This is a genomic window from Arthrobacter sp. NPDC057388 (assembly GCF_042668165.1).
Taxonomy (GTDB): Bacteria; Actinomycetota; Actinomycetes; order Actinomycetales; family Micrococcaceae; genus Arthrobacter.
The window spans coordinates 112,894-137,383 of the sequence record NZ_JBHVBL010000007.1 but is presented as its reverse complement, the minus strand read 5'-3'; the positions used below and the strand labels follow the sequence as shown (position 1 = coordinate 137,383).

Sequence of the window (24,490 nt, the reverse complement as noted above, 5' to 3'; positions counted from 1 at the left end):
TAGTGCAGGGCGCATCTGCATAAATGCACACGCACAGGCGCATCACAGCCGCCGGTCGGCCATATCCGGCCGGGCCACCCTGTCCGGAGTCAGTTCAGGAAGTGGGCCCTGAGCTGGGCGTTCAGCTGGCCGATCTCCGTGAGGAAGCCGTCATGGCCGATCGGCGAATCGATCATGTGCACCTCCACGTTCCCGGGGAGCGCCTCGGCAAGTTCCAGCGACTGGGCGGGAAAGTACAGCCGGTCTGTCTCCACGGCCGCCACGAAGAAGTCGGCGGTGGCCCGCGACAGGGCCTCCTCCAGCGTCCCCCGCCCCCGGGTGACGTCATGGCTCATGAGCGCTTCCGTCAGGGCGATGTAGCTGTTGGCGTCGAAGCGCCGGACCAGCTTGTTGCCCTGGTGGTCCAGGTAGCTCTCCACCTGGTAGCGGCCGCGTCCTCCCAGGGCCTCCGCCTGCAGCGGCTCCTCAGCCGCCTGGGCGTTCCTGCCGAAGCGGAAATCGAGCTCGTAGGCGGAGCGGTAGGTGATGTGGGCGATCCGCCGGGCGAGTGCCAGGCCCTCCGCGGGTTCCGCACCGCCGTAGTAGTCTCCGCCGTTGAAGTGGCGGTCCTGGCGGATGGCAAGTGTCTGGGCCTGGGCGAAGGCGATCTGCTCGGCCGTGCTCCTGGCCCCGACGGCGATGACACCGCAGCGGCGAACCCGCTCCGGGAAAGTGACGGCCCATTCCAGGGCGCGCGCCCCGCCCATGGATCCGCCCACCACGGCGTGCCAGCTGCCGATCCCGAGCTGGTCAGCGAGCCTGGCCTCGGCAACGGTGGAGTCCCGGAGCGTCACCAGCGGAAAACGCGAGCCCCAGGGCTTGCCGTCCGGGGCGGGCGACGACGGCCCGGTGGACCCGTAGCAGCCGCCCAGGATGTTGATGGAAATGACGAAGAACTTGTTGGTGTCCGCAGGCGCGCCAGGACCGGCGAGCTGTTCCCACCAGCCTTCCTCGTCCCCGGCGCCGCGCGTCACGTGCGTGCTGCCGGTCAGGGCGTGCTGGACGAGGATCGCATTGGAGCCGTCCTCGTTGAGCGTTCCCCAGGTTTCATAGGCGAGGGTCACATCCGGCAGGAAGCCTCCGGCTTCCAGTTCCAGGCTGCCGATGTTGCGGTACTGGACAGTGCCATCCAGGGCAGAGCCTTCAGGGGCCGTGCCGGCCGGAGCGTCGGTGTGGCTGACAGAAATCGTCACAGGTAAACCTCTTCTACGCGCTTGCCCGCCGTCAGCAGACCGGCAGGCCAGGTCTTCACCCGGGGCACCCCACCGCGGAAGGAGGGTTGCCGGCCAGCAAGCCGGGGCTGTCGCTGGCACTCATGACCTGTTGCCAGTGTACGAAACAGGCGCACGCCTGCGCGAAGAATGTGACGGCTGTGTGACTCCCCGCCCCTCGCCGGCGGGAGATGGGGCGGGAATCACAGGGCCAGCCAGGTCCGTCAGGCGCCTTTCGCGGCGCGGAACCCGGCGTCGAGATCGGCAAGGATGTCGTCAATGTGCTCCAGGCCTACCGACAGCCTGACCAGCCCCGGGGCGACCCCGGCCACGTCCTGCTGTTCCGGGGTCAGCTGGCTGTGCGTGGTCGACGCCGGATGGATGACAAGGGAGCGGACGTCACCAATGTTCGCCACGTGGGAGTGCAGTTCCAGTGCATTAACGAAGCGCTTGCCGGCCTCGGCGCCGCCGGCCACGGTAAAGGCCACCACCGCGCCGGTGCCTTTGGGCCCGTATTTCAGGCCGCGCTCATACCAGGGGCTGGACGGCAGGCCGGCGTAGGCCACGGACTCCACATCGTCCCGGGCTTCCAGCCAGCTCGCCACCGCCACCGCGTTGGCCACGTGGCGCTCCACGCGCAGGCTCAGAGTTTCCAGGCCCTGGGCGATGAGGAAGGCATTGAACGGGGACACCGCCGAGCCCAGGTCGCGGAGCAGCTGGACCCTCGCCTTGAGGATGTAGGACAGGTTGGCGCCCAGCGCACCGGCCGCGCCGAGATCACGGGCGTAGACGAGCCCGTTGTACGTGGGGTCCGGGGCGTTGAAGCCCGGGAACCGATGCGGATCCTTGCCGAAGTCGAAGTTTCCCGAATCCACGATGACGCCGGCTATGGCGGCGCCGTGCCCGCCCAGGTACTTGGTGGCCGAGTGCACCACGATGTCCGCGCCCCATTCAAGCGGCCTGATGAGGTAGGGGGTGGAGAGGGTGTTGTCCACGATGAGCGGCACGCCGGCCTCATGCGCAGCCCGGGAGACGCCTTCGATGTCCAGGACGTCCTGCCGGGGGTTGGACACCACCTCGGCGAAGAACAGCTTGGTGTTCGGCTGCACGGCATCGCGCCACTGCTGCAGGTCATCGGGATCGGCAACGAACGTGACGGAAACGCCGAATTTCTTCAGCGTGTGCGCGAGCAGGTTGTAGGTGCCGCCGTAGAGGCTTGGACTGGCCACCACATGGTCGCCGGCCTCGGCGATGTTGAGGATGGCATAGGTTTCTGCGGCCTGGCCCGAGCTCAGGAGCAGCGCGGCGAGCCCGCCCTCCAGGCTGGCGATCCGCTGTTCGACGGCGTCCTGGGTGGGGTTGCCGATCCGGGTATAGATGGGCGCGATCTCCGCGAGCGCGAAGCGGTCGGCTGCGCTTTCGGCGCTGGGGAAGACAAACGAGGTCGTCTGGTAGATCGGCAGCGACCGGGCGCCGGTGGCGCCGTCCGGCACCTGGCCGGCGTGGATCTGGCGGGTTTCGAATGACCATGCGTTGGACATGCAGGCTCCTGAGGCTAAAGGGGCGTGTGCTGTCCCGGCACAGGCCCGCGCTTGCCGCCCGGCGGACGCCGCGCGGCCAGGTCTTCACCCGGGGCACCCCGCCGCGGCGGAGGGTTGCCGGCCAGCGGGCCGGGGCCTTTTTCGCTGGCACTCATGACCTGCGATCAGTGTAGGAACAGCCCTACTTCGCGCACAGCTTTGTGAAGAATTTCGTCAAAAGCTGGACATTTCGTTAAGTTAGGGCACCCTAAGCTGAGAGCCCCGTCACAAAGTGCCAAGATGAGGGCATGCGCATGGATCACGTCTCTTACGCCTGTGAACACGATGGCCTCGCGGCCACCACCGAACGTATCTCCTCCGCCCTCGGCGTCGAAGCCGTAAAGGGCGGAGTGCACCCCCGGTTTGGAACCCGGAACATGATCATTCCGCTGGCCGGCCACAAGTACCTTGAGGTCGTTGAGGTCCTGGACCACCCGGCGTCGGACAAGGCGCCCTTCGGCCAGGCCGTCCGGGCCCGGTCCGCAGCGGGCGGCGGCTGGATGGGCTGGTGCGTCGAAGTTGACGACCTCGCCCCGTTCGAGGAACGCCTCGGCCGCTCCGCGGTCAACGGCAACCGCAAGTTCCCCGACGGCCGCGAACTTATCTGGAAGCAGATCGGCATCCTGGGGCTCATCGCCGACCCCCAGGTTCCGTACATGCTGAAGTGGGAAGGCGATCCGGGCCTGCACCCGTCCAACGCCTATGACAGCAATGTGAAGATGTCCAGCCTCACGATTGCGGGCTCTGCCGAGCGCGTGACCGAATGGCTCGGCGAGCCCGTGGAACGGCCGCTGGAGGACGTCGCCGTGAACTGGGTGGCACCGCACGGTACGCCGGGCATCCTCTCCGTCACGTTCGAAACCGCAGCGGGCGCCGTCACCATCTGACGCGCTTCCTGCCCTTCTCTTCGGCCGCCATCAGCGGGTGCCAACGACGCCACCCGCCGATGGCGGCCGAATCATTTTTAAGGGCTGAGTGCTAGCCGAGTCCGACGGCCTTGCCGAACAGGCTGAACCCGACGAAGGCCACGATGTCCAATAGCGCGTGCGCGATGACGAGCGGCATGACCCTTCGGGTCCTGGTGTAGACCCAGGCGAAGACCACGCCCATAATGGCGTTTCCGATGAACGGCCCGAACCCCTGGTACAGGTGGTAGCTGCCACGGAGCATCGAGGAGACAAAGATGGCCACGGGCATGGACCAGCCGAACTTGCCGAACCTGTCCAGCAGGTAGCCCACCACAATGACTTCCTCCACGATCGCGTGGCGGACGGCGGACAGGATCAGCACCGGCACGGTCCACCAGTAGGCGTCCAGGCCGCTGGGGATGATCGCGGTCGTGATGCCCAATGCACGTCCGGCGGCGTAAAGGCCCAGCGAGGGAACTCCGATCAGGGCGGCCAGCCCGAACCCCTGCAGCAGGTCTTTTCCGGGCCGGGCAAAGTTGAAGCCCAGCTTCCGGAAGGCGGAGCCGGCGTCCTGCCCGAGCCCGGCCTTCGCCTGGCGCTGGTCGGTCAGGAAGTAGATCACCAGCAGGACCGGCACCAGGGCGAAGATGATGTCCAGCAGCTGGTAGGTCAGGTCGAAGTATTCACGGGCGCTCTGCGATCTGTTGAGCGTGGACGTCCCCTGCGCCAGCGGCGCCTGGGTCATCTTGTCCAGCAGCTGCACCACCGAGTAGACGGCGGACTGTCCCAGCGAGAGGCCAAGGACAATCCAGACTTCGAACCGCAGCCGGCGGCGGGAAGGAACCAACATATTCCTATCTTGCCTGCACCGGCTGGTACTTTCCTGTCAGCCCTCCCCTGCCTGCCGCCGTCGGACGTTCCCGCGCGGCCCGTCGGTACCGGTCCGGCTGCACAGTGATCCCGTGCGGGCCAGTGACCCTATGCTGGGGAGCTATGAGCGCTCCCGGGAAAATCATCATGATCCGGCACGGCCAGTCGGCCGCCAACGCGGACACCTCCATCTACAACAGGGTGCCCGATTACCGCATTCCGCTGACGGAGCTTGGGCTGGAGCAGGCGAGGGCCGCCGGGGAACGCGTCCGCCGCGAGCTGGACGGCAGGCAGGTGAGCGTCTATGTGTCACCGTACCTGCGCGCCTACCAGACCCTTGAGGCGCTGAATCTGGGTTCCCTGACGGAACGGGTGATCGAGGAACCGCGGCTGCGCGAACAGGACTGGGCCAACTTCCAGATCTCCGGGGACATCGAGGACCAGAAGGAGCTCCGCAACGCCTATGGCCATTTCTTCTACCGCTTCCGTGACGGCGAGTCCGGTTCCGACGTCTACGACCGGATCTCGTCCTTCATGGAGACCCTGTACCGGCACTGGTCCAAGCCCGGCTACTCCCCCAACACCCTGCTGGTCACGCACGGGCTGACCATGCGCCTGTTCTGCATGCGCTGGTTCCACTGGTCCGTGGAGTATTTCGAGTCGCTGAACAACCCGGAAAACGCGGAGATTCGCATGCTGGTACGCAACAGTGCGGGCAAGTATGAGCTCGATACCCCCTTCACCCAATGGGTGGACCGGAGGGTTGACGAGACAGTGCTGGACGCCCCGCCGGTGATCTTCTGAAGCTGCCGGGCTAGCTGCCGGCGACGATCACTTCAGTGCCGCGCGCCTCGAACGCGGCCTTGTCCGCCGGGGAGATGCCGGAGTCGGTAATGAGCCGGGTGAAGTTGTAGCCGTCCATGGTGGCGAACGCCCGGCGGCCCACCTTGGAGGAGTCCGCGATCACGTAGGAGACGCTGGCACGGCTGGCCAGCAGGGCGTTGACTGTGGCCTCGGCCTCGCCGGTGTTGGTGGGACCCACCTCGGCGTCCACGCCGTTGACCCCGATGAAGGCGATGTCCAGCACCACCTTCTGCATGATGATGTCCGTGTACGGGCCAACGAGTTCATAGGACCGCGTGTTGAGGATGCCGCCGGTCACCATCACCTTGATGTTGGGCCGGACGGCAAGCTGGGAGGCGATGTTGATGGCATTGGTCACCACCGTGAGGGTGGGCTGGTTCGACGGCGAGTTGAGGTCTTCGCGGGTGGCCAGGATCTGCGCCAGGGCGGTGCTCGTGGTGCCGCCGCACAGCCCGATGACCATGCCCGGGGCGATGAGCGCCGAGGCGGCGAGGGCGATCTCCTGCTTTGCCACGGCGTGGTCGTCCCGGTTGTACCTGCCGGGAAGGTCGTAGGCCAGCGCGCCGGTGGTGGCGCCGCCGCGGGTGCGGGTCAGCAGCCGTCGTTTGGCCAGGCTGTCCAGGTCACGGCGGGCCGTTGCCGGCGAGACGCCCAGCCGGGTGACGATCTCCTCCACTTCCACCTGGCCGGCTTCGGCAAGGAGATCGAGGATGGCCGTCAGTCGGTCGGTGCGGGTCATGCGTGGCCTTTCACATTCAAAAACCGTCACAAGAAATGACGTTTCCTGATTGTATCAGACCTCTTATGATCATTTTCCGTCACCCTGGATTCGAGGGGCCGGCTTCCGAACGCCCCGGCTGACACTACCGTGCCCGCGCACCTGCGCGCCAAACGGCGTGGGTGAGCGGCATGCCGGGCCGGTAGGCGAGGTGCGTGGCGGAGGGGGCATTGAGGATGTGCAGGTCCGCGCGGTGTCCGACGGCGATCGAGCCCACCGCACGTTCGCCGTCGACGTCGTTTCCGGACTCGCGCTGCAGGGCCAGGGCACCGCCGTACGTTGCCGCCCGCACCGCTTCGTGGACGCTCAGGCCCATCTGGAGGACGGCGGTGGTGACGCAAAAGGACATGGAGCTCGTGTAGGACGTGCCCGGATTGCAGTTGGATGCCAGGGCCACAGGGACGCCCGCGTCCAGCAGCTGCCGTCCGGGGGCGAGCGGCTGGCGGGTGGAGAGGTCGCACGCCGGCAGGCAGGTGGCCACAGTTCCCCGGCTGCCGGTTCCGGCGGCGGCGTCCCAGCCGGACCAGCTGCCGGCGAGGCTGGCGGTGTCCTGCTCCGAGAGATAGTTCACGTGGTCGACGCTGGCTGCGCCGAACTCCACCGCGAGGCTGGCACCTGCTCCGTGTCCCAGCTGGTTCCCGTGCACGCGCAGCCCCAGCCCGGCGTCGCGGCAGGCCTGCAGCACGGCACGCGACTGCTCCTCGGAAAAGGCGCCCCGCTCGCAGAAGACGTCGGCCCAGCGGGCGTACGGAAGCACAGCCTCCAGCATCGGGCCGCAGGCGAGCCTGGTGTATTCGTCCGCGTCAATCCCGGCCGGGACCAGATGGGCGCCCAGGTACGTGACCTCGTCCGCCACCGTGGAGGCGATCCGGGCGCTCCTGGCTTCCTGCTCCACGTCCAGGCCGTAGCCGGTTTTCGTCTCCAAGTAGGTGGTGCCCTGGGATACGGCTTCAGCAACGCGGCCCTGGGCCAGCCGGGTGAGGTCGTAGTCGCCGGTGTTGCGGGTGGCGTTCATGGTGACGGCGATGCCGCCGGCACTGTACTCCTCCCCCGCCATCCGGGCCTCGAACTCGGCAGTCCGGTCCCCCGCGAAGATCAGGTGCGTGTGGGAATCAACCCAGCCGGGCAGCACGGCCCGGCCGCCGGCGTCCACGGCGTCATCGGCAGCGGGAGCCGAGGATGCCGGCCCGATCCAGGAGATGCGTTCCCCCTCGATCACCACTGCCGCGTCCTTGAGGACGCGGTGCTCCGGGTCCTGGGTCATCAGTTCGGCAATGTTGGTGATCAGGGTGCTCATGGATCCATTCTTCAGCGCCGGATGGACCAGCGCGTGGCAGCCAGCGCATCCGCCGTCCGGGATACCGGACCGGCGCCTGTGTCGCCTCCGGTCCCGGCTTCGGCTCCCGCCAGGATCAGGGCGGCGGCGAGTTCCGCGATGCCCGAGGACGTCTGGAACCCGTAGCCGCCCTGGCCGGCCAGCCAGAAGAACCCGCGGGCCTCGGCGTCGAAGCCCACCACCGGGACGCCGTCGGCCGCTTCGGTGCGCAGCCCGGTCCACGCGGTACGGACGGTTCCGATCCCCAGCGTCGTCAGGGAATTGAGCCTGGCGATGAGGCGCTCGACATCCCCGGGGCGGGGACGTGCGTCCTCGGCAGCGCTGGGGACGTGTTCCGACGGCGAGATCAGCACGTCGCTGCCTTCCCGGCGGAAGTAGAAGGAATCGTCGGCGGCAGTCACCATGGGGCTGCCATCCGGCAGCGGGTGGTCGACGCCGGCAATCGCCGCCGTGCGGCGGTACGGCTGCAGGCCGATCTTCTCGACGCCGCTGAGCACCGCGAGCTCGTCCGCCCAGGCACCGGCCGCGTTGACCAGCACTCCGGCCGAGAAGCCTTCCTGCCCTGCCCCGATTTCCCAGCCGGACCCGAGCCGCTGGGCGGAATGGACACGGGCGCCGGTGACGATGTCCACGCCGGCAGCCTCGGCGCGCGCCCGGTGCCTTTCCAGCAGCTCCGGAGCATCGCAGCCGAAGGACCCGGTGTCCAGGCCGGCGGCGGAGAAGGCCTCCGGTTTCAGGACCGGGCACAGGCCGAGCGCTTCGTCGTGGCTGATCAGGCGCATCTCGCCGCTCGCCTCGGCCCGCACCGTTTCCTCGTCCCCGATGAGCATGAAACTCCGCGGGGAAAGCACGGGCCGGGACCGTCCGGCGTCGTCTGCGGCGATCAGCTCAAGGGTGCGGACGGTGAGTTCCCTGACCACCGGCGGACCATAGCTGGGGATGAGCTGCCGGGCGGAGCGCGACGACGTGTGGTAGGCGAGCTGCTGCTCCGCCTCCACGAGGGCCACGGAGCATTTGCCGGCCAGCGCGGCGGCGAGGGACAGCCCGGCAATCCCGCCGCCCGCAATGACCACGTCATAGGTTGATGCCATGGGCTCAATCTTTACAGATCGCCGGGCTTTTCAAGCGCAGAGCCTACGCAGTCACCGCGTTCCGGCTCTTGACGAACGCCTGGACACAGGTTTCGACGTCGTCGGCGCTGTGCGCGGCGGACAGCTGGACCCGGATGCGGGCGGCACCGCGCGGCACCACGGGGAAGCTGAAGGCCGTCACGTAGACGCCGTGCTGAAGCATCTGGTCGGCCACCTTCGCGGCCAGGACGGCGTCGCCGAACATGACCGGCACGATCGCGTGTTCGCCGTCGAGCAGCTCGAAGCCTTCCTCCGTCATCCGGCGGCGGAACAGCTCCGCGTTCCGGAACAGCGCGGCCCGCAGCTCACCGGAGTTCTGCACGAGCTCGAGGGCCTTGATGGTGGCCGCCACGATGGCCGGTGCGAGGGAGTTGGAGAACAGGTAGGGGCGCGCCTTCTGCCGGAGCATCGCAATCACCTCGCCGCGGCCGGAGACATAGCCGCCCGAGGCACCGCCCAGCGCCTTGCCGAAGGTGCCCGTGTAGATGTCCACACGGCCGGAAACGCCGGCGTGCTCCGGAGTTCCCGCTCCCGTGGGGCCCATGAATCCGACGGCGTGTGAGTCGTCCACCATGACCAGGGCGTCGTGCTTTTCGGCGAGGTCGCAGATGGCTTCCAGCGGAGCCAGGTAGCCGTCCATGGAGAAGACGCCGTCGGTGACGATGATCTTCCGCCGGGCATCTTTCGCCTCCACGAGCTTCGCCTCCAGGTCCGCCATGTCCTGGTTGGCGTAGCGGAACCGCTGCGCCTTGCAGAGCCGGATGCCGTCGATGATCGAGGCGTGGTTCAGCGCATCGGAGATGATGGCATCCTCCGGCCCGAAGAGCGATTCGAACACACCGCCGTTGGCGTCGAAGCAGCTTGAAAACAGGATGGTGTCCTCGGTGCCCAGGAACCTGGAGACCCTCGCTTCGAGTTCGAGGTGCAGGTCCTGGGTGCCGCAGATGAACCGGACACTGGCCATGCCGAAGCCGCGCTCGTCCATGGCGGACTTGGCCGCCGCGATGATGTCCGGGTGGTCGGCCAGGCCCAGGTAGTTGTTGGCGCAGAAGTTCAGGACGGGCGAGCCGGCCTCGCCGATCTGCCCGGCGGTGATGTGGCTGGCCTGGGCGGAGTCGATATGCCGCTCGGTCTTATAGAGGCCTGCGGTGCGGATGTCGTCCAGCTCGGCGCGGAGCTGGTTCTTGATGGCTGAGTACATGGCGGTTCTCCTCGGCTGGGGACTGTTCGTAAGGGTCTAAGGGCGCGGCGGCCGCGGATCGGGCGGCCGGATCGCTCCGGCCGGGGTGTTGCGGGTCAGATTTCCGACCAGTCGAGCACCACTTTGCCGCCGACGCCAGCCTTCGCGATTTCGAAGCCCTTCTCCCACTGGGCGGCCGGCAGCACGTCGGTGACGACGGCGGAGATGCTGGCGTGCAGCGCCGGGTTGGAGGAGAGCATGGCGCTCATGGCGTACCACGTCTCGTACATCTCGCGGCCGTAGATGCCCTTGAGGGTCAGCATGTGCGTGACCACCTTCCCCCAGTCGATGTCGATGGACTGGCTGGGCAGCCCCAGCATGGCGATGCGCCCGCCGTGGTTCATGTTGTCGATCATCTCCGGCAGCGCCGTCGGATGGCCGGATATCTCGAGTCCGATGTCGAACCCTTCGCGCATGCCCAGCGCCTGCTGCGCTTCCCGGACCCGCGTTTTGGAGACGTCGATGGCGAGGTCGACGCCGAGCTGCCGGGCAAGCTCCAGCCGGGGCGCCGAGACGTCGGTGATGGCGATCTTGCGCGCGCCTGCGTGCCGGGCCACGGCGATGGCCATGAGGCCGATCGGCCCGGCGCCGGTGATGAGCACGTCCTCGCCCACGAGCGGGAAGCTCAGGGCTGTGTGCACGGCATTGCCGAAGGGATCGAAGATGGCGCCGAGCTCCGGCGTGACGGACGGGTCCTGGTGCACCCAGACGTTCGTCTCCGGGATGACCACGTATTCCGCGAACGCACCGTCCCGCTGCACCCCGACGCTGACGGTGTGGATGCACATCTGGCGGCGGCCGGCGCGGCAGTTGCGGCAGATGCCGCAGACGATGTGACCCTCGCCGGAAACGCGGTCGCCCACCTTGACGTACCGCACGTCCTCGCCGGTGGCCACAACCTCGCCGTAGAACTCGTGGCCGGGGATCAGCGGAGTCTCGATTATGCCCTGCGCCCAGGCGTCCCAGGACTGGATGTGCAGGTCGGTGCCGCAGATGCCGGTGGTGAGCACGCGGATCTTGACCTCGCCGGATCCGGCCTCGGGTTCTGGGCGGTCTGTCAGTTCAAACCCGGCGTGTGCGCCGGCCTTGTAGAGGGCCTTCATTGGCTTCCTTACGTTCGGCATGCGGTGGCATGCGGGGAGTCTTCCTTCATTAGAGCCACCATCGACCCGTTAGCACAAGGGGATTTTTCTCAATCGACGATTAAGGGAACACTAAGGAATAGGATGGGCGCATGGAGATCCACCAGCTCGAAATGCTGCGGGAGCTTGGCGCGCTCGGGAGTGTCAAGGCCGTAGCCGACACCCTCCTCGTCACCCCCTCGGCGGTGTCCCAGCAGCTCGCCCAGCTGCAGAAAAGCGTTGAGGTGCCGCTGACCCGCAAGGAGGGCCGGAACCTGGTCCTCACCGAAGCCGGACAGGTGCTCGCCGACGCGGGGGCCGCCGTCGTAAGCGCCATGGCCGACGCGCGGATGGCGATCGGCGCGTACCACGGATCCACGGTGGCACCGGTCACGGTCAGCGGCTTCCACAGTGCGGGGCAGGCGCTGTTTGCGCCGCTGGCCAGGCTGCTGGACGGGCCGGACAAGCCGAAGGTGCTGCTTTCCGACGAGGACGTGGCGCAGCAGGATTTTCCCGCGCTGACGGCACGGTACGACCTCGTCCTGGCGCACCGGATGGACCACAGCCCCAAGTGGCCGGAGGAACGGGTGGCGGTGATACCGCTGGCCCACGAGCCGCTGGATGTTGCGCTACCGGCCGGGCACCGCCTGGCCGCCCAGGCGGCCCTGACGGCGTCCGACGTCGTGGGCGAACCGTGGGTGACCAGCCGCGCCGGCTACTCCCCCGCCGACGTGCTGTCCGCCGTCGCCGCGGTATCCAGCCGGGAGCTGAACATCGTGCACCGGATCAATGACTACTCAACGGTGGCGGCCCTGGTGGCCTCCGGCAGCGTGATCGGCCTGCTGCCGCGGCACACGGCACAGCCCGTGCTTAACGCGGACATCGTGCTGCGGCCGCTGCGGGGCATCAGCACGCGGCGGCGGATCGACATCCTGGCGCGGCCGGAAAACCTCAAGCGCGCGTCGGTCCAGGTGGTGTGCGAGGCGCTGCAGGACATCATGGCCCGGCTCAGCCACAGTTAAACCCAACTGGGTCGCAGTTGTTGCCGTTATGAACCCTCAAAACGACATTAACTGCGACCCAGTTGGGTTAAAAACCGCTAGACGGTGACGCCGAGCTTCTCCAGGATCAGCTCGCGCACGCGGCCGGCGTCGGCCTGGCCGCGGGTGGCCTTCATGACGCCGCCGACGATGGCGCCGATGGCCTGCACCTTGCCGCCGCGGATCTTGTCCGCGACGTCCGGCTGGGCGGCCAGGGCAGCATCGATGGCTTCAAGGAGCGGGCCGTCGTCGGACACCACGGCCAGGCCGCGCTTCTCGACCACCTCGGCCGGGGTGCCTTCACCGGCGAGCACGCCGTCCAGCACCGCGGAGGCCATCTTGTTGTTGATCTTGCCGGCTTCCACCATCCTGCTCAGCTCAACGATGGTGGCGGGCTCGATGCCCAGCTGGCCGGGGTCGACGTCGGCGTTCTTGGCGCGGCCCACGATCTCGCCCATCCACCACTTGCGGGCCACGGAGGCCGTGGCGCCGGCGGCGATGGTTTCCTCGATCTCGTCCAGCACGCCGGCATTGACGACGTCACGGAACTCCAGGTCCGAGTAGCCCCAGTCCTGCTTGAGCCGCTTGCGGCGTTCAGCCGGCGGCTCAGGCAGGGTGGCGCGGAGCTCTTCCACCCATTCCCGGGAGGGAACCACGGGAACCAGGTCCGGCTCCGGGAAGTAGCGGTAATCGTCGGCGTCGGACTTTTCCCGGCCCGACGTCGTCGTGCGCGTGTCCTCGTGCCAGTGGCGGGTTTCCTGGATGACCGGCTCGCCGGACTCCAGGACGGCGGCGTGGCGCTGGATCTCGTAGCGGACGGCGTGTTCGACGGCGCGCAGCGAGTTCACGTTCTTCGTCTCGGAGCGGATGCCGAAGCGTTCGCGGCCGTGCGGGCGCAGCGAGACGTTGGCGTCGCAGCGGACGTTGCCGCGCTCCATCCGGGCGTCCGAGACGCCAAGGTTCTTCACGATTTCCCGCACGGCGGCGACGTAGGCCTTGGCGAGCTCGGGGGCGCGGGAACCGGCACCCTCGATCGGCTTGGTGACGATCTCCACGAGCGGGACGCCGGCACGGTTGTAGTCCACGAGCGAGTATTCGGCGCCCTGGATGCGTCCGGCGGAACCGCCCAGGTGGGTCAGCTTGCCGGCGTCCTCCTCCATGTGGGCGCGCTCGATCTCGACCCGGAACACGGTGCCGTCCTCGAGTTCGATGTCCAGGTAGCCGTCATAGGCGATCGGCTCGTCGTACTGGGACGTCTGGAAGTTCTTCGGGGTGTCCGGGTAGAAGTAGTTCTTCCGGGCGAAGCGGCAGGATTCGGCGATCTTGCAGTTCAGCGCCAGGCCGATCTTGATGGATGACTCCACCGCGGTCTTGTTCACCACCGGCAGGACGCCGGGCATGCCCAGGTCCACCTCGTTGACGTTCGTGTTGGGCTCGTCGCCGAACACGTTGGGCGCCGAGGAGAACATCTTGGTCTTCGTGTTGAGTTCAACGTGGACCTCGAACCCCAGGACGGGGTCGTACTTCTCCATGGCTTCTTCAAAGCTCAGAATCGCGTCAGACATCAGTGTGAACCTCCGTGGCTCGGGACGGCGCCAACAGTTGCGGCGAGGTCGGGCGCCTTGTCCAGCAGCGGACCGCCCCACTTCGCTTCCAGCAGGGATTCCAGGACGGCACCCACGCGGTAGAGCCGGGCATCCTCGCGGGCCGGGGCCAGCAGCTGGATGCCGACTGGCAGTCCGTCCTCGTCGGCCAGGCCGCCGGGCAGCGACAGCCCGGGGACACCGGCCATGTTGGCGGGGATGGTGGCGACGTCGTTCAGGTACATCGCCAGCGGGTCGTCGAGCTTCTCGCCCAGCTTGAACGCCGTGGTGGGCGCCGTGGGGGAAATCAGGACGTCGGCCTGGGCGAACGCGGCGTCGAAGTCGCGCTGGATGAGCGTGCGGACCTTCTGCGCGGAACCGTAATAGGCGTCATAGTAGCCGGCGGACAGCGCGTACGTGCCCAGGATGATGCGGCGCTTCACCTCGTCACCGAACCCGGCGGCGCGGGTGGCGCCCATGACGCGCTCGATGGTCATCGGCGGCTCTTCGGGCAGGACCCGCAGGCCGTACCGGACGCCGTCGAACTTGGCCAGGTTGGAGGAGGCCTCGGACGGCATGATCAGGTAGTAGGCGCCCAGCGCGTACTGGAAGTTGGGGCAGGACACCTCAACGATTTCCGCGCCCGCTTCCTTGAGCAGCTCAAGGGATTCGTTGAAGCGGTTCTCGACGCCGGCCTGGTAGCCCTCGCCGTGGAGCTCCTTGATGATGCCGATCTTCATGCCCTCCACGTTGCCGAGCCGGGCCGCGGCCACGAGGTCGCCCAGCGGGTCCGGCAGCGAGGTGGAGTCGTGCGGGTCGTGGCCGCCGATGACCTGCTGCAGGAGGGCGGAATCCAGGACAGTACGGGAGACGGGGCCGATCTGGTCCAGCGAGGATGCCATGGCGATGGCGCCGTAGCGGGACACGCCGCCGTAGGTGGGCTTGACGCCCACGGTGCCGGTGACGGCTCCTGGCTGGCGGATGGATCCGCCGGTGTCCGTGCCCAGAGCCAGCGGAGCTTCGAAGGCGGCGACGGCGGCTGCCGACCCGCCGCCCGAACCGCCGGGGATGCGGTCCAGGTCCCACGGGTTGCGGGTGGGTCCGAAGGCGGAGTGCTCGGTGGAGGAGCCCATGGCGAACTCGTCCAGGTTGGTCTTGCCCAGGATCGGCATCTTGGCGGCGCGCAGCTTCTTGACGACGGTGGCGTCGTACGGGCTGTGCCAGCCTTCGAGGATTTTGGAACCGGCCGTGGTGGGCTGGCCGATCGTGACGATGAGGTCCTTGACGGCGATCGGAACGCCGGCGAGCTCGTGCAGCTCCTCGGCGGCCTGCCCGCCGGCGGCGCGGATGGCGTCCACCTCGGCGGCGACGGCAAGTGCTTCCTCGGCGTTGACGTGCAGGAACGCGTTGACGCCGCGCTCTCCCCCGTCGACGGCGGCGATGCGGTCAAGGTGTGCCTGGACGACCTCGACGGCAGTGACTTCGCGGGCCGCGAGCTTGGCGGCCAGCTGGGCTGCGGAGAGCCGGATGAGTTCCGTGCTGTTGGTTTCAGTCATGTTCTAGTCCTCATCCAGGATTGCCGGGACCTTGAAGCGGTCTGCGTCCGAGTCCGGAGCGCCGGAGAGTGCCTGCTCGGCGGTGAAGGTGTGCCCCACCACGTCCTCGCGGAACACGTTGCTCAACGGAATCGGGTGCGAAGTGGCCGGAACGCCGTCCCCTGCGGCCTCGCTCACGGACTTTACCGCGTCTACGATGACGGCAAGTTCGCCGGCCATCCTGTCCAGCTCTTCAGCACTCATCTCAATGTGCGCGAGCCGCGCTAGGTGCGCGACGTCGTCACGGTTGATCGCAGCCATGGATCTCCCTGCAAGTTCGGATTGGTTTTCCGAACTAGTCTACTGTGACGTTGCCCTGTCTCTCCGCACTGTGGTTGCCTTCCGGCGCCGAACCGGACATCCTCCGTGTGCTGCTCGTACCTCGCTTTGACGCACACTTCCGGATGCCCGCTTCGGCCCCGATGTGCCAGTCTCACCTTGTGCATCCCCCACGCAAAGAAGAAGCAGAGTGCGGGGATCATTCCGCACTCTGCTTTCCTTTTTGTTTTTTGTCCGGGCCTTCGGGTGGCGAGTCCTTAGTGGATGCCGATTGCTCCTGTCAGCATTCCTACTGCCAGCATGACCAGGGAGACGACGGCGCTGCGCCACAGGACCTTTTTGTGGTGGTCGCCCAGGTCCACCTTGGCGAGGGAGACCAGGAGGAGGATGGCGGGAACCAGCGGGCTTTGCATGTGGAACGGCTGGCCGGTGATGGAGGCACGTGCCATCTCGGCGGCGCTGATGCCGTAATGGGCAGCCGTTTCGCTCAGGACGGGCAGCACGCCGAAGTAGAAGGCGTCGTTGCTCATGAAGAACGTCATCGGGATGCTGAGGACACCGGTGATGACTGCCATGAGCGGACCCATGCTGGACGGGATGATCTGCACCAGCCAGGCGGACATGGCCTCAACCATGCCGGTGCCCTTCAGGACGCCGGTGAGGACTGCGGCGGCCATGACCATGCTGACGACGGCGACGATCGACGGCGCGTGGGCAATGAGCTGGGCGCCCTGGTCCTTGACGTGCGGGAAGTTCACCAGCAGGGCGATGGCGGAACCCACCATGAAGACGTACGGCAGGGGCACGAGGTCGGCGACGAGCATGCCCATGACGGCGACGGTGAGGGCCAGATTGAACCACTGCAGCTTGGGGCGCAGGGTCTTGCGGTTGGGGTCGAGGGCGGTGTCCGCCATGGCGGTGTCGGCATCGTCCACCAGGGTTTCGGTGCGTTCCAGCACGGCAATCGATGAACCGCCGACGGCGGGGCCTCCCGTTGCGGGAACAGGTGCGGAACCGTCACCCGAACCACGCCGGCCCGAACCACCGCGGCCGGTGGAGCCGGCGCGGCCGGCGGCAGCTCCGCCGTCGAACCCTTCAGCCGTTTCCGGCGTTCCCCAGATCTCCGGCTGGGTAGCGCGGAGGCGGTTGCGTTCCTGCAGGCCGAGGATCCAGGCGAAGACGAGGACGACGGCGAGGCCGGCGACCAGGGACGGGATCATGGGAACGAAGACCTCGTTGACATCGATCTTCAGGGCACTGGCGGCGCGGGCAGTGGGGCCGCCCCACGGCACGATGTTCATGGTGCCGTTGGCCAGGCCGGCCACGCAGGTGAGGACCACGGGGCTCATCTTCAGGCGGAGGTAGATCGGCAGCATGGCGGCGGTGGTGAGGATGAAGGTGGTGGAACCGTCGCCGTCGAGGGACACCGCAGCGGCCAGGAGCGCGGTGCCCAGCACAACCTTGGCCGGGTCATTGCCGAGCTTGCGCAGGATGAACCGGACCAGCGGATCGAACAGCCCGACGTCGATCATCAGGCCGAAGTAGATGATGGCGAACATCAGCAGCGCGGCGGTGGAGGTCATCGACTTCATCGAGTCCATGACCATGTCGCCGATGCCGAGGCCGGCGCCTGCGAACAGACCGAATACGGTGGGGACGATGATCAGCGCCAGCACTGGCGTCAACTTCTTCGTCATGATCAGCACCATGAAAACCGCGATCATGGCGAATCCAAGTAATACCAGCACAGCCGGCTCCTTCTTAGTGAACAGCACCACCCCGGTGTGATGCGTACTACAGAGGTTAGAGTGGCCCTGATCACGGCAGTGCCTTTGGCTCAATTGATTGGCATACTGCTTATTGGGAGCATTTTGCGCATTCTGCTCAAACGCCCTGCTGCCAGCCCGGACCCGCCCCGCAGCCCGTCAATCCACAAAGGAGTGCCATCATGAGCCCCGCCGGCAGGCTTCCGCTCAGGTTCTCCACCCAGACACTGCTCCTGCAGCTGGGCGTGGTGCTCCTCGTTGTGCTCCTCAGCGGCGCGGTGCACGCATGGCTGACCTTCGAGCGGTTGGGACGCGAGGCGGAAAACCAGGCGCTGACCCTCGCCCGGACCGTCGCGTCGGACCCGTCGGTCCGTGCCAACGTGCAGGCGATCAGCCGGCAGGCCGGCACTCCCCCGCCCGCGGTACTGAAAGCCGGGCCTCTGATGGCCGTGGCGGAGGGCGCCCGGGCCCGCACCGGCGCCCTGTTCGTTGTGATCACCGATGAGACCGGCCTGCGCCTGGCCCATCCCGACGCCGACCGGCTGGGTGAGCGGGTCAGCACAGACCCGTCCGAGGCGCTGGCGGGGCATGAGGTGACCACCCGCAACACCGGTACGCTGGGCCCCTCCGCGGGAGCCAAGGTTCCGGTGTTCGCCCCCGGCGCCTCGGGTGCGGGCACGGGCCCGGGTGCGGGTTCCGGCTCCGTCGTGGGCGAGGTGAGCGTCGGCTATTCCACCGAGTCCATCGGGCAGAGCCTGGCCCGGGACATCGTGCCGATCGTCCTGACCGCGGCCGGTTCCCTGGCCGCGGGCGTCCTGGCCTCATTCCTGCTCCGGCGCAGGCTGCAGCGGCTCACGCTCGGGCTGGAACCGGAGGAAATCGGAGCACTCGTGCACGACCAGGTGGCGGTCCTGGAAGGCGTGGACGAGGGCGTCATCGGCATCTCCGCAGACGGCCGGATCAGCGTGTTTAACGCCGCGGCCCAGCGGCTCCTGGGCCAGCCCGACCTCTCCGGCCAGCTCTGGCAGGACGCCGCGGTGCCCGCCCAGCTCCTCGCCCTGACCCTGCCCGATGCCCGCGAAGGTGAGGCTGTTGAACTGGTGGCCGGGGAGCAGGTCCTGGTGGCAAGCGCCCGCAAGGCGCTGCACCGGAGCGAGGACCTGGGCTGGGTGGTCATGCTCCGTGACCGCACCGAACTGCAGCACCTGACCCGGCAGCTCGACGCCGTGGGAACCATGTCCACCGCGCTGCGCGCACAGCGGCACGAGTTCGCCAACCAACTGCACACCATCGCCGGCTTCATGAGCATCGGCCAGCACCAGCAGGCGCGCGCATACCTTGAACGGCTCGCCGCCACGGGCCCGCTGAAGTTCCCCGTGGACCAGGCCGAATTGCTGCAGGACCCTTACCTGCAGGCCTTCATCGGCGCGAAGGGCGTGGAAGCCGACGAACGGGGGGTATCGTTGCGGATCGGGCCGGAAACCCTGGTGCGCGGCCAGGTGACGGAACCGCAGGATGTCACCACGGTTCTCGGCAACCTCATCGACAATGCGGTGAACGCGGCGGTGGCCGGCACGGCCGCCGATCGCTGGGTTGAGCTTGAGCTGCTGGATGAGCTGGCCGACGGCGGCGGCACCCTGCACGTCGTCGTCGCCGATTCCGGCGATGGATTGCCGGACGGCGGCAATCCGGAGGCGGTGTTCGCCGAAGGGTTTACGACGGCGACCGGCCACCGCGGGCAGGGGCGGGCCGGCGGCGGCCAGGGGCTGGGCCTCGCCCTGGCGCGGCAGCTGGCGCGGCGGCGCGGCGGCGACGTGACTGTCCTTGAAGCGGGAAACAAGGGTGGTCCCGGCGCTGTGTTCATGGCCACCCTGCCGGGCACCACCACGGCGCGCAAAGACTGATGGCCTGCAAAGACTGATGGATCACGGAAAGCTGATGAAGACCGGACGGAAGGACGAGGATGTCTGAGGATTTCAGGGTGCTGATCGTGGATGACGACTTCCACGTCGCCAAGCTCCACGCGACGTATGTGGATTCGGTGGCGGGGTTCCTGGCGCTGCCGCCGGCGGGCTCGGCGTCACTTGCGCTGCAGTCCATCCACAGCCTCCGCCCGGACCTGGTGCTGCTGGACGTGTACCTGCCGGACGCCTCCGGCCTGGACCTGCTGCACCAGCTGGACGTGGACACGATGATCCTCAGCGCGGCGTCAGACGCGGCGTCGCTGCGGACCGCGTTCCGGCGCGGCGCCCTCGGGTACCTGCTGAAGCCGTTCACGGCGGAGTCACTCTCGCAGCAATTGCGCTCCTATGCGCGGTACCGGCGGATCCTCGGCCAGCACGGTGCCCTGGACCAGGAAACGGTCGAGCGGGCAAAGCGGGCGCTCATCCCGGGTGACGTCTCGCCGTCGGCCAAACCCCGCTCGGCAACTGAGGCAGCGGTGCTGGAGTCACTGGTTCCCGGCGAGCAGTACTCGGCGGCCGACGTCGCCGGGCGGGTCGGCGTGTCCCGGGCCACCGCCCAGCGGTACCTGTCCTCGCTCGCGGATGACGGCGCCGTCGAGATCCAGCTCCGCTACGGCACCACCGGCCGCCCCGAACACCGCTACGGCCTCCCGACGCAATAGCCCCCGGACAAGCGCGAACTGGCAGCTAACGCCCTCAAAAAGGGAATTTGAGGTCGTCTGCTGCCAGTTCGCGCGTGGTGGGAGGTGCTAGCTGGCGCTCTTCTGGGCGACGAGCTCGATTTCGACGAGCATTTCCGGGTCGAGGAACGGCAGCACGTGGACCAGCGACAGCGTGGGGCGGATCTCACCGAAGACCTCGCCGTGCGCGCGCCCGGCGTCCTCCCACTTGCTGATGTCCGTAAGGTACAGCTTCGACTGCACGACGTCGGCCAGCGCGAATCCGGCGTCGGCCAGGACGGTCTCCAGCTTCTGCAGGATGAAGCGGGTCTGCTCGTAGAAGTCGCTGCCGACGATGCCGTTTTCGCCGCTGGCGGAGGTGGCGGAGATGTAGAGCGTGTTGTCCACCTGGACCGCGCGGGAGTAGCCGAGCTTCTGTTCCCAGACCGAGCCGGTGCCGAATGTCTTGCGCATGCTGCGCCTTTCACTAAAGGGATTAAAGTCGGCTCCACTCTAGGCGGGGCGGACGTCCAGCCTGAAAACCAACAGCTTTATGTCGGTTCCGGGCACATACCAGTCGCGTTCGGGAACCCGGCGGAAGCCCGTCTTCCGGTACAGGCCGTGGGCGCTCTCCCAGTCGCCGCCTGTTGTCAGCGCCACGGCACGGATGCCGTCCAGGGACCTGGCGTGGGCAATGATCTCCTCCACCATCGCCTTGCCGGCACCGCTGCGCTGCACCGCCGGGTCCACCACCAGCATGCGGAACTCCAGCTCGTCCTGCAGTGCGATATCGGCATACGGCTCGCCCGCGAGCGCCAGGGTCACCGAGCCGACGATCCGGCCGGCACGCTCGGCGACCCACACGGTGGCGCGGCCCGCGCGGGTGTTGACGTCCTGGATCTGCCTCATGTACGGATGCTCAGCGTCCTCGAAGTAGCCGGCTGCCAGATAGGCGTCCCGGGTGATGCGGGCGATGTCCGCATAGTCGGCGGGAACGGCGGGACGGACGGTGATCTGCGGCTGCACCCATCAATGGTAGTGCCGGCCGGGGGATGCACCTCGCGAAACAGCTGTTTCCGTGACTGATCTATCACAGCCCGGGGACGTTGCGGCCCGCTTTCGTATTTTCGGTGTGGAAAAGCCCCGGAACGAACTCCACACCATGTGGAACGCGGGCAAGGTGCCGGCCCGCAGGATCGAGATCATGCGGGCCGGCCGGATTCGAGCACTTCTTCTGGGGGCTTGCCAACCACATCGAGGCCGGCCGCGCCCGTGACCGCCGCTGACGGGCCGGACGGGGCCCGGGCCCCAACCGGCCCGGGCGCGGAAACGCCGTCTAGAGCGGGAACTTGCCGGACATCTCCAGCGTGCCGGCGCAGGTCCAGGCGGACAGCCGTTCCTCGGCGGAGGGACCGCCGTCGAGCGGGCTGGTGAGCCGCGGACGCCGCACCCAGCAGCCCGCTTCCTCTGCCACCAGTGCACCCGCGGCGAAGTCGTGCTCGTTCAGGCCCCGCTCGCCGAAGGCATCGACAGTTCCGTCGGCAACCATGCAGAGATCCAAAGCCGCAGAGCCGAGCCGCCGCACGTCGGCAAAGCCGTCCACGAAGCTTCCCAGCGCAGCGAACTGCTCCGCCCGCACCTGCGGGTCATAGCTGAAGCCGGTGGACAGGATCTGGCCGGTGCGGCCTGGAACCGGACCGGTGAGCTGGACCCGCTTTCCGTCCTGCTCCAGCCAGGCGCCCTGCCCCCTTGACGCGTAGTACACGCGGCCCAGCGCGGGTGCGTGCACGACGCCGGCCAGCCACACGCCGTCGGAATCGGCAACAGCCACGGAGGTGGCGTAGTAGACGATGTCGCGGATGAAGTTGGTGGTGCCGTCGAGCGGGTCGATGGACCAGCGGAGCCCGGTCGGCGTCTCTGGCCGGGTGGTCCCGTGTTCCTCGCCGGTGATCGCGTCGCCCGGGCGGGCGCTGCGGATGGCCGTGCGCACCGCTTCCTCGGCGGCTACATCGAAGGCGGTGACCCAGTCGCCGGCTTCGCCCTTGTTGGTCACCGTCCCTGTGTCCAGGGCGCCGTTGCTGCGTTCGGCGAGAACACCGGCACCGGCGGCCGCGGCGGCCTTGGCCACCGCGAGGAGTCCGTCGAGTTCCTGCGGATCGGTCAGTTGCTGCGTCATTCGGAATCCTCCTGGTCGCGCGGCACGGCAGTTGCCTCGGGATCGTCTGCCTCCGCGTCGGTATCTTCCCCGGCAGGCGCCGGGCCGTTGGCCAGCAGCTCGCGGAACCCGTCCTCGTCCAGCACAGGGACGCCCAGCTGCTCGGCCTTGTCCAGCTTGGTGCCCGCGTTGTCCCCGGCCACAAGGTAGTCGGTTTTCTTCGACACTGACCCCGAGGCCTTGCCGCCCCGGATCAGGATGGCTTCCTTGGCTTCGTCGCGGCTGAAGCCCTCCAGGGTTCCCGTGACCACCACGGTCAGCCCCTCGAGGGTGCGCGGCGTGGATTCGTCCCGTTCATCCTTCATCCGGACCCCGGCGGCAGCCCAGCGGTCGATGATCTCCACGTGCCAGTCCTCGGCGAACCACTCCTTGAGTGCCGCGGCGATGGTGGGGCCGACGCCGTCCACACCCGCGAGCTCTTCCTCGGAAGCCTGCCGGATGGCGTCCATGGTGCCGAAGTGGTTGGCCAGGGCGCGTGATGCCCGCGGTCCGACGTGCCGGATGGACAGCGCCACCAGGACACGCCACAGCGGCTGGGCCTTGGCCTTTTCGAGTTCTTTGAACAGTTTCCCGGTGGTGGCCGTCGGCTTGGAGGGCGTCTTGGCCGTTCCCTTGCTGTAGAAGTACGGCACGAGCTCGAACTCGCCGGTGGGCACCCCCTTGGACCGCTTCTCGCGCCTGATCTTCACCGGTTCAAGGTCCTCCGGCGTCAGGTCGAACAGGGCCGCCTCGCTGAGCAGCGGCGGGACCTCAGGCTCCGCCGGCTGGGTCAGCGCGATCGCGGCCTCCCAGCCGAGGGCCTCAATGTCGAACGCTCCGCGGCCGGCAACATGGAACACCCGCTCGCGGAGCTGGGACGGGCAGGATTTGGCGTTGGGGCAGCGGATGTCCACGTCCCCTTCCTTCCCGGGAGCCAGCGGCGTTCCGCAGGACGGGCATTCAGTAGGCATGACGAAGTCGCGCACGGGCGGGTCCTGCTGGTCCCGGAGCGCCAGCACCGGCCCAACGATCTCGGGGATGACATCGCCGGCTTTCCGGAGCACCACAATGTCGCCGATCTTGACGCCCTTGGCCTTGACCACGTCCTGGTTGTGCAGGGTGGCCATTCCCACGGTGGAACCCGCGACCTTGACCGGTTCCATGATCCCGAACGGCGTGACCCTGCCGGTGCGCCCGACATTCACGGCGATGTCCAGGAGCTTGGTGTGCACTTCCTCCGGCGGGTACTTGTAGGCGACGGCCCAGCGCGGGACACGCGTGGTGTAGCCCAGGGCACGCTGGGTGGCGAAGTCGTCGATCTTCACCACGATGCCGTCGATCTCGTGGAGCAGGCTGTGCCGTTTGTCCCCGTACTTTTCGATGAATTCCAGCACCTCGGCCGGGCTGCCGAGGACCTCAAAGTAGGGGCTGACCGGCAGGCCCCACTCGGCCAGGAGGCGGTAGGTTTCGGACTGGCTGGCGGCCTCGAGGCCTTCGCGGGCACCGATGCCGTGGACGAACATCCGGAGCGGGCGCTTTGCGGTTTCGGCAGGGTCCTTCTGGCGGAGTGAGCCGGCGGCGGCGTTCCGGGGGTTGGCCAAGGGCGCCTTGCCTGCCTCGATCAGGGCCTCGTTAAATTCGGCGAACGCCTTGGACGGGATAAACACCTCGCCGCGGATTTCCATCTCGGCGGGAAAGCCGCTGCCGCTGAGCTGCTGCGGGATCTCCTTGATGGTGAGCACATTGTGGGTGATGTCCTCGCCTGTGGTGCCGTCACCGCGGGTGGCGGCACGGACCAGCTTTCCGTCCCGGTACAGCAGGTTCACGGCGAGGCCGTCGATTTTGAGTTCGGTCAGCCACGCGGCCTGCGGATTACCGGACTTGGCGACACCGGCTTCGGCTTTCGCGATCCAGGCCTGCAGTTCGTCGATGGAGAACACGTCCTCCAGGCTGTACATGCGCTGGAGGTGCTCGACGGCGGCAAACGCCGCCGAGACTTCCCCGCCGACCTCCTGGGTGGGTGAATCATTGGATACAAGCTCCGGATGCAGCGCCTCGAGTTCCTCCAGCCGGCGAAAGAGGGCATCGAACTCGGCGTCGGAGACGAGGGGCTCGTCCTCCTGGTAGTACGCGAAACGGTACTTCCGGACGAGGTCCGCCAGGTTCTCGTACTCATCCCGCACGGACCCGGACGGAACGGCTTCCGGTTCAAGCTGGTCGGTGGCCGCGCTGGTTCCCGCTGCTGCGCTGGCTTCTGCGCCGGTGTCCATGGCTGCGTTATCTGTGGGGCCTGATGATGTGCTCACAGACCTATCTTGCCTTACACATCGGAC

At 67.6% G+C, this 24,490-nt stretch carries 21 protein-coding genes and 2 riboswitches; of the genes, 5 read left to right on the top strand and 16 right to left on the bottom strand.

What is annotated here, in order from left to right; all coding sequences use genetic code 11:
- Positions 1–89 precede the first annotated feature (89 nt).
- The gene (locus tag ACFUTU_RS05645; RefSeq protein ID WP_377961715.1) at positions 90–1,232 is read right to left on the bottom strand and encodes a homoserine O-acetyltransferase; all 1,143 of its coding nucleotides are present in this window, start codon (positions 1,230–1,232) and stop codon (positions 90–92) included.
- Positions 1,233–1,244: 12 nt separating this feature from the next.
- Positions 1,245–1,360, bottom strand: a riboswitch (SAM riboswitch).
- Positions 1,361–1,474: 114 nt separating this feature from the next.
- Complete coding sequence (locus tag ACFUTU_RS05640; RefSeq protein WP_377961712.1) at positions 1,475–2,791, bottom strand: bifunctional o-acetylhomoserine/o-acetylserine sulfhydrylase; 1,317 nt, start codon at positions 2,789–2,791, stop codon at positions 1,475–1,477.
- Between the two features lie 42 nt (positions 2,792–2,833).
- Positions 2,834–2,950, bottom strand: a riboswitch (SAM riboswitch).
- 128 nt (positions 2,951–3,078) lie between these two features.
- Between ACFUTU_RS05640 and ACFUTU_RS05635 the strand changes: the two genes are divergently transcribed.
- Complete coding sequence (locus tag ACFUTU_RS05635) at positions 3,079–3,717, top strand: VOC family protein (protein ID WP_377961709.1); 639 nt, start codon at positions 3,079–3,081, stop codon at positions 3,715–3,717.
- Between the two features lie 91 nt (positions 3,718–3,808).
- Here the strand turns inward: ACFUTU_RS05635 and ACFUTU_RS05630 are convergent, their stop codons facing one another.
- Entirely contained in the window at positions 3,809–4,588 is a 780-nt protein-coding gene (locus ACFUTU_RS05630; protein WP_377961707.1) for a CPBP family intramembrane glutamic endopeptidase, read from the bottom strand.
- Positions 4,589–4,731: 143 nt separating this feature from the next.
- On the opposite strand from ACFUTU_RS05630, the gene ACFUTU_RS05625 reads away from it, so the two are divergent.
- A complete protein-coding gene (locus ACFUTU_RS05625) occupies positions 4,732–5,412 on the top strand; it encodes a histidine phosphatase family protein (RefSeq protein WP_377961704.1) in 681 nt (226 codons plus the stop codon).
- A gap of 10 nt (positions 5,413–5,422) precedes the next feature.
- Here the strand turns inward: ACFUTU_RS05625 and ACFUTU_RS05620 are convergent, their stop codons facing one another.
- The 5 genes from ACFUTU_RS05620 to tdh form a co-directional block, all read right to left on the bottom strand.
- Complete coding sequence (locus tag ACFUTU_RS05620) at positions 5,423–6,211, bottom strand: DeoR/GlpR family DNA-binding transcription regulator (protein ID WP_377961701.1); 789 nt, start codon at positions 6,209–6,211, stop codon at positions 5,423–5,425.
- A 124-nt stretch (positions 6,212–6,335) separates the two neighbouring features.
- Positions 6,336–7,547 carry an imidazolonepropionase gene (gene hutI, locus ACFUTU_RS05615; protein ID WP_377961699.1) on the bottom strand — a complete coding sequence of 404 codons (1,212 nt, stop codon included), beginning with the start codon at positions 7,545–7,547 and terminating at the stop codon, positions 6,336–6,338.
- An 11-nt stretch (positions 7,548–7,558) separates the two neighbouring features.
- Positions 7,559–8,677 (bottom strand): NAD(P)/FAD-dependent oxidoreductase, encoded by a 1,119-nt coding sequence (locus tag ACFUTU_RS05610; protein WP_377961696.1) that lies wholly within the window; start codon positions 8,675–8,677, stop codon positions 7,559–7,561.
- Positions 8,678–8,720: 43 nt separating this feature from the next.
- Positions 8,721–9,917 carry a glycine C-acetyltransferase gene (locus ACFUTU_RS05605; protein WP_377961693.1) on the bottom strand — a complete coding sequence of 399 codons (1,197 nt, stop codon included), beginning with the start codon at positions 9,915–9,917 and terminating at the stop codon, positions 8,721–8,723.
- A gap of 95 nt (positions 9,918–10,012) precedes the next feature.
- Complete coding sequence (tdh, locus tag ACFUTU_RS05600; protein WP_377961690.1) at positions 10,013–11,059, bottom strand: L-threonine 3-dehydrogenase; 1,047 nt, start codon at positions 11,057–11,059, stop codon at positions 10,013–10,015.
- Between the two features lie 131 nt (positions 11,060–11,190).
- Between tdh and ACFUTU_RS05595 the strand changes: the two genes are divergently transcribed.
- Positions 11,191–12,099, top strand: a complete 909-nt coding sequence (locus ACFUTU_RS05595; RefSeq protein ID WP_377961688.1) for a LysR family transcriptional regulator — start codon at positions 11,191–11,193, stop codon at positions 12,097–12,099.
- A gap of 77 nt (positions 12,100–12,176) precedes the next feature.
- On the opposite strand, the gene gatB is transcribed toward ACFUTU_RS05595, so the two are convergent.
- The 4 genes from gatB to ACFUTU_RS05575 form a co-directional block, all read right to left on the bottom strand.
- Positions 12,177–13,682: an Asp-tRNA(Asn)/Glu-tRNA(Gln) amidotransferase subunit GatB gene (gatB, locus tag ACFUTU_RS05590; protein ID WP_377961685.1), complete on the bottom strand. Its 1,506-nt coding sequence runs from the start codon at positions 13,680–13,682 to the stop codon at positions 12,177–12,179.
- Positions 13,682–15,256 (bottom strand): Asp-tRNA(Asn)/Glu-tRNA(Gln) amidotransferase subunit GatA, encoded by a 1,575-nt coding sequence (gene gatA, locus ACFUTU_RS05585; RefSeq protein WP_377961682.1) that lies wholly within the window; start codon positions 15,254–15,256, stop codon positions 13,682–13,684. Before gatA ends, gatB begins: the two co-directional genes overlap by 1 nt.
- A 3-nt stretch (positions 15,257–15,259) precedes the next feature.
- Positions 15,260–15,556, bottom strand: a complete 297-nt coding sequence (gene gatC, locus ACFUTU_RS05580; protein ID WP_190606833.1) for an Asp-tRNA(Asn)/Glu-tRNA(Gln) amidotransferase subunit GatC — start codon at positions 15,554–15,556, stop codon at positions 15,260–15,262.
- A gap of 275 nt (positions 15,557–15,831) precedes the next feature.
- Positions 15,832–17,322 carry a CitMHS family transporter gene (locus tag ACFUTU_RS05575; protein ID WP_377961679.1) on the bottom strand — a complete coding sequence of 497 codons (1,491 nt, stop codon included), beginning with the start codon at positions 17,320–17,322 and terminating at the stop codon, positions 15,832–15,834.
- A gap of 200 nt (positions 17,323–17,522) precedes the next feature.
- Here ACFUTU_RS05575 and ACFUTU_RS05570 point away from each other — a divergent pair, with 200 nt between their 5' ends.
- Both ACFUTU_RS05570 and ACFUTU_RS05565 read left to right on the top strand, forming a co-directional pair.
- Complete coding sequence (locus ACFUTU_RS05570; RefSeq protein WP_377961677.1) at positions 17,523–19,244, top strand: ATP-binding protein; 1,722 nt, start codon at positions 17,523–17,525, stop codon at positions 19,242–19,244.
- 59 nt (positions 19,245–19,303) lie between these two features.
- Positions 19,304–19,966 carry a response regulator gene (locus tag ACFUTU_RS05565; protein WP_377961674.1) on the top strand — a complete coding sequence of 221 codons (663 nt, stop codon included), beginning with the start codon at positions 19,304–19,306 and terminating at the stop codon, positions 19,964–19,966.
- Between the two features lie 87 nt (positions 19,967–20,053).
- Here ACFUTU_RS05565 and ACFUTU_RS05560 read toward each other — a convergent pair whose 3' ends face one another.
- From ACFUTU_RS05560 to ligA, 4 genes are all read right to left on the bottom strand, one after another.
- Entirely contained in the window at positions 20,054–20,437 is a 384-nt protein-coding gene (locus ACFUTU_RS05560; RefSeq protein ID WP_003802026.1) for a RidA family protein, read from the bottom strand.
- A gap of 39 nt (positions 20,438–20,476) precedes the next feature.
- Positions 20,477–20,989 carry a GNAT family N-acetyltransferase gene (locus ACFUTU_RS05555; protein WP_377961671.1) on the bottom strand — a complete coding sequence of 171 codons (513 nt, stop codon included), beginning with the start codon at positions 20,987–20,989 and terminating at the stop codon, positions 20,477–20,479.
- Positions 20,990–21,299: 310 nt separating this feature from the next.
- Positions 21,300–22,139 (bottom strand): inositol monophosphatase family protein, encoded by an 840-nt coding sequence (locus tag ACFUTU_RS05550; protein WP_377961668.1) that lies wholly within the window; start codon positions 22,137–22,139, stop codon positions 21,300–21,302.
- A complete protein-coding gene (gene ligA, locus ACFUTU_RS05545) occupies positions 22,136–24,427 on the bottom strand; it encodes an NAD-dependent DNA ligase LigA (RefSeq protein WP_377961743.1) in 2,292 nt (763 codons plus the stop codon). Before ligA ends, ACFUTU_RS05550 begins: the two co-directional genes overlap by 4 nt.
- Positions 24,428–24,490: the final 63 nt, after the last annotated feature.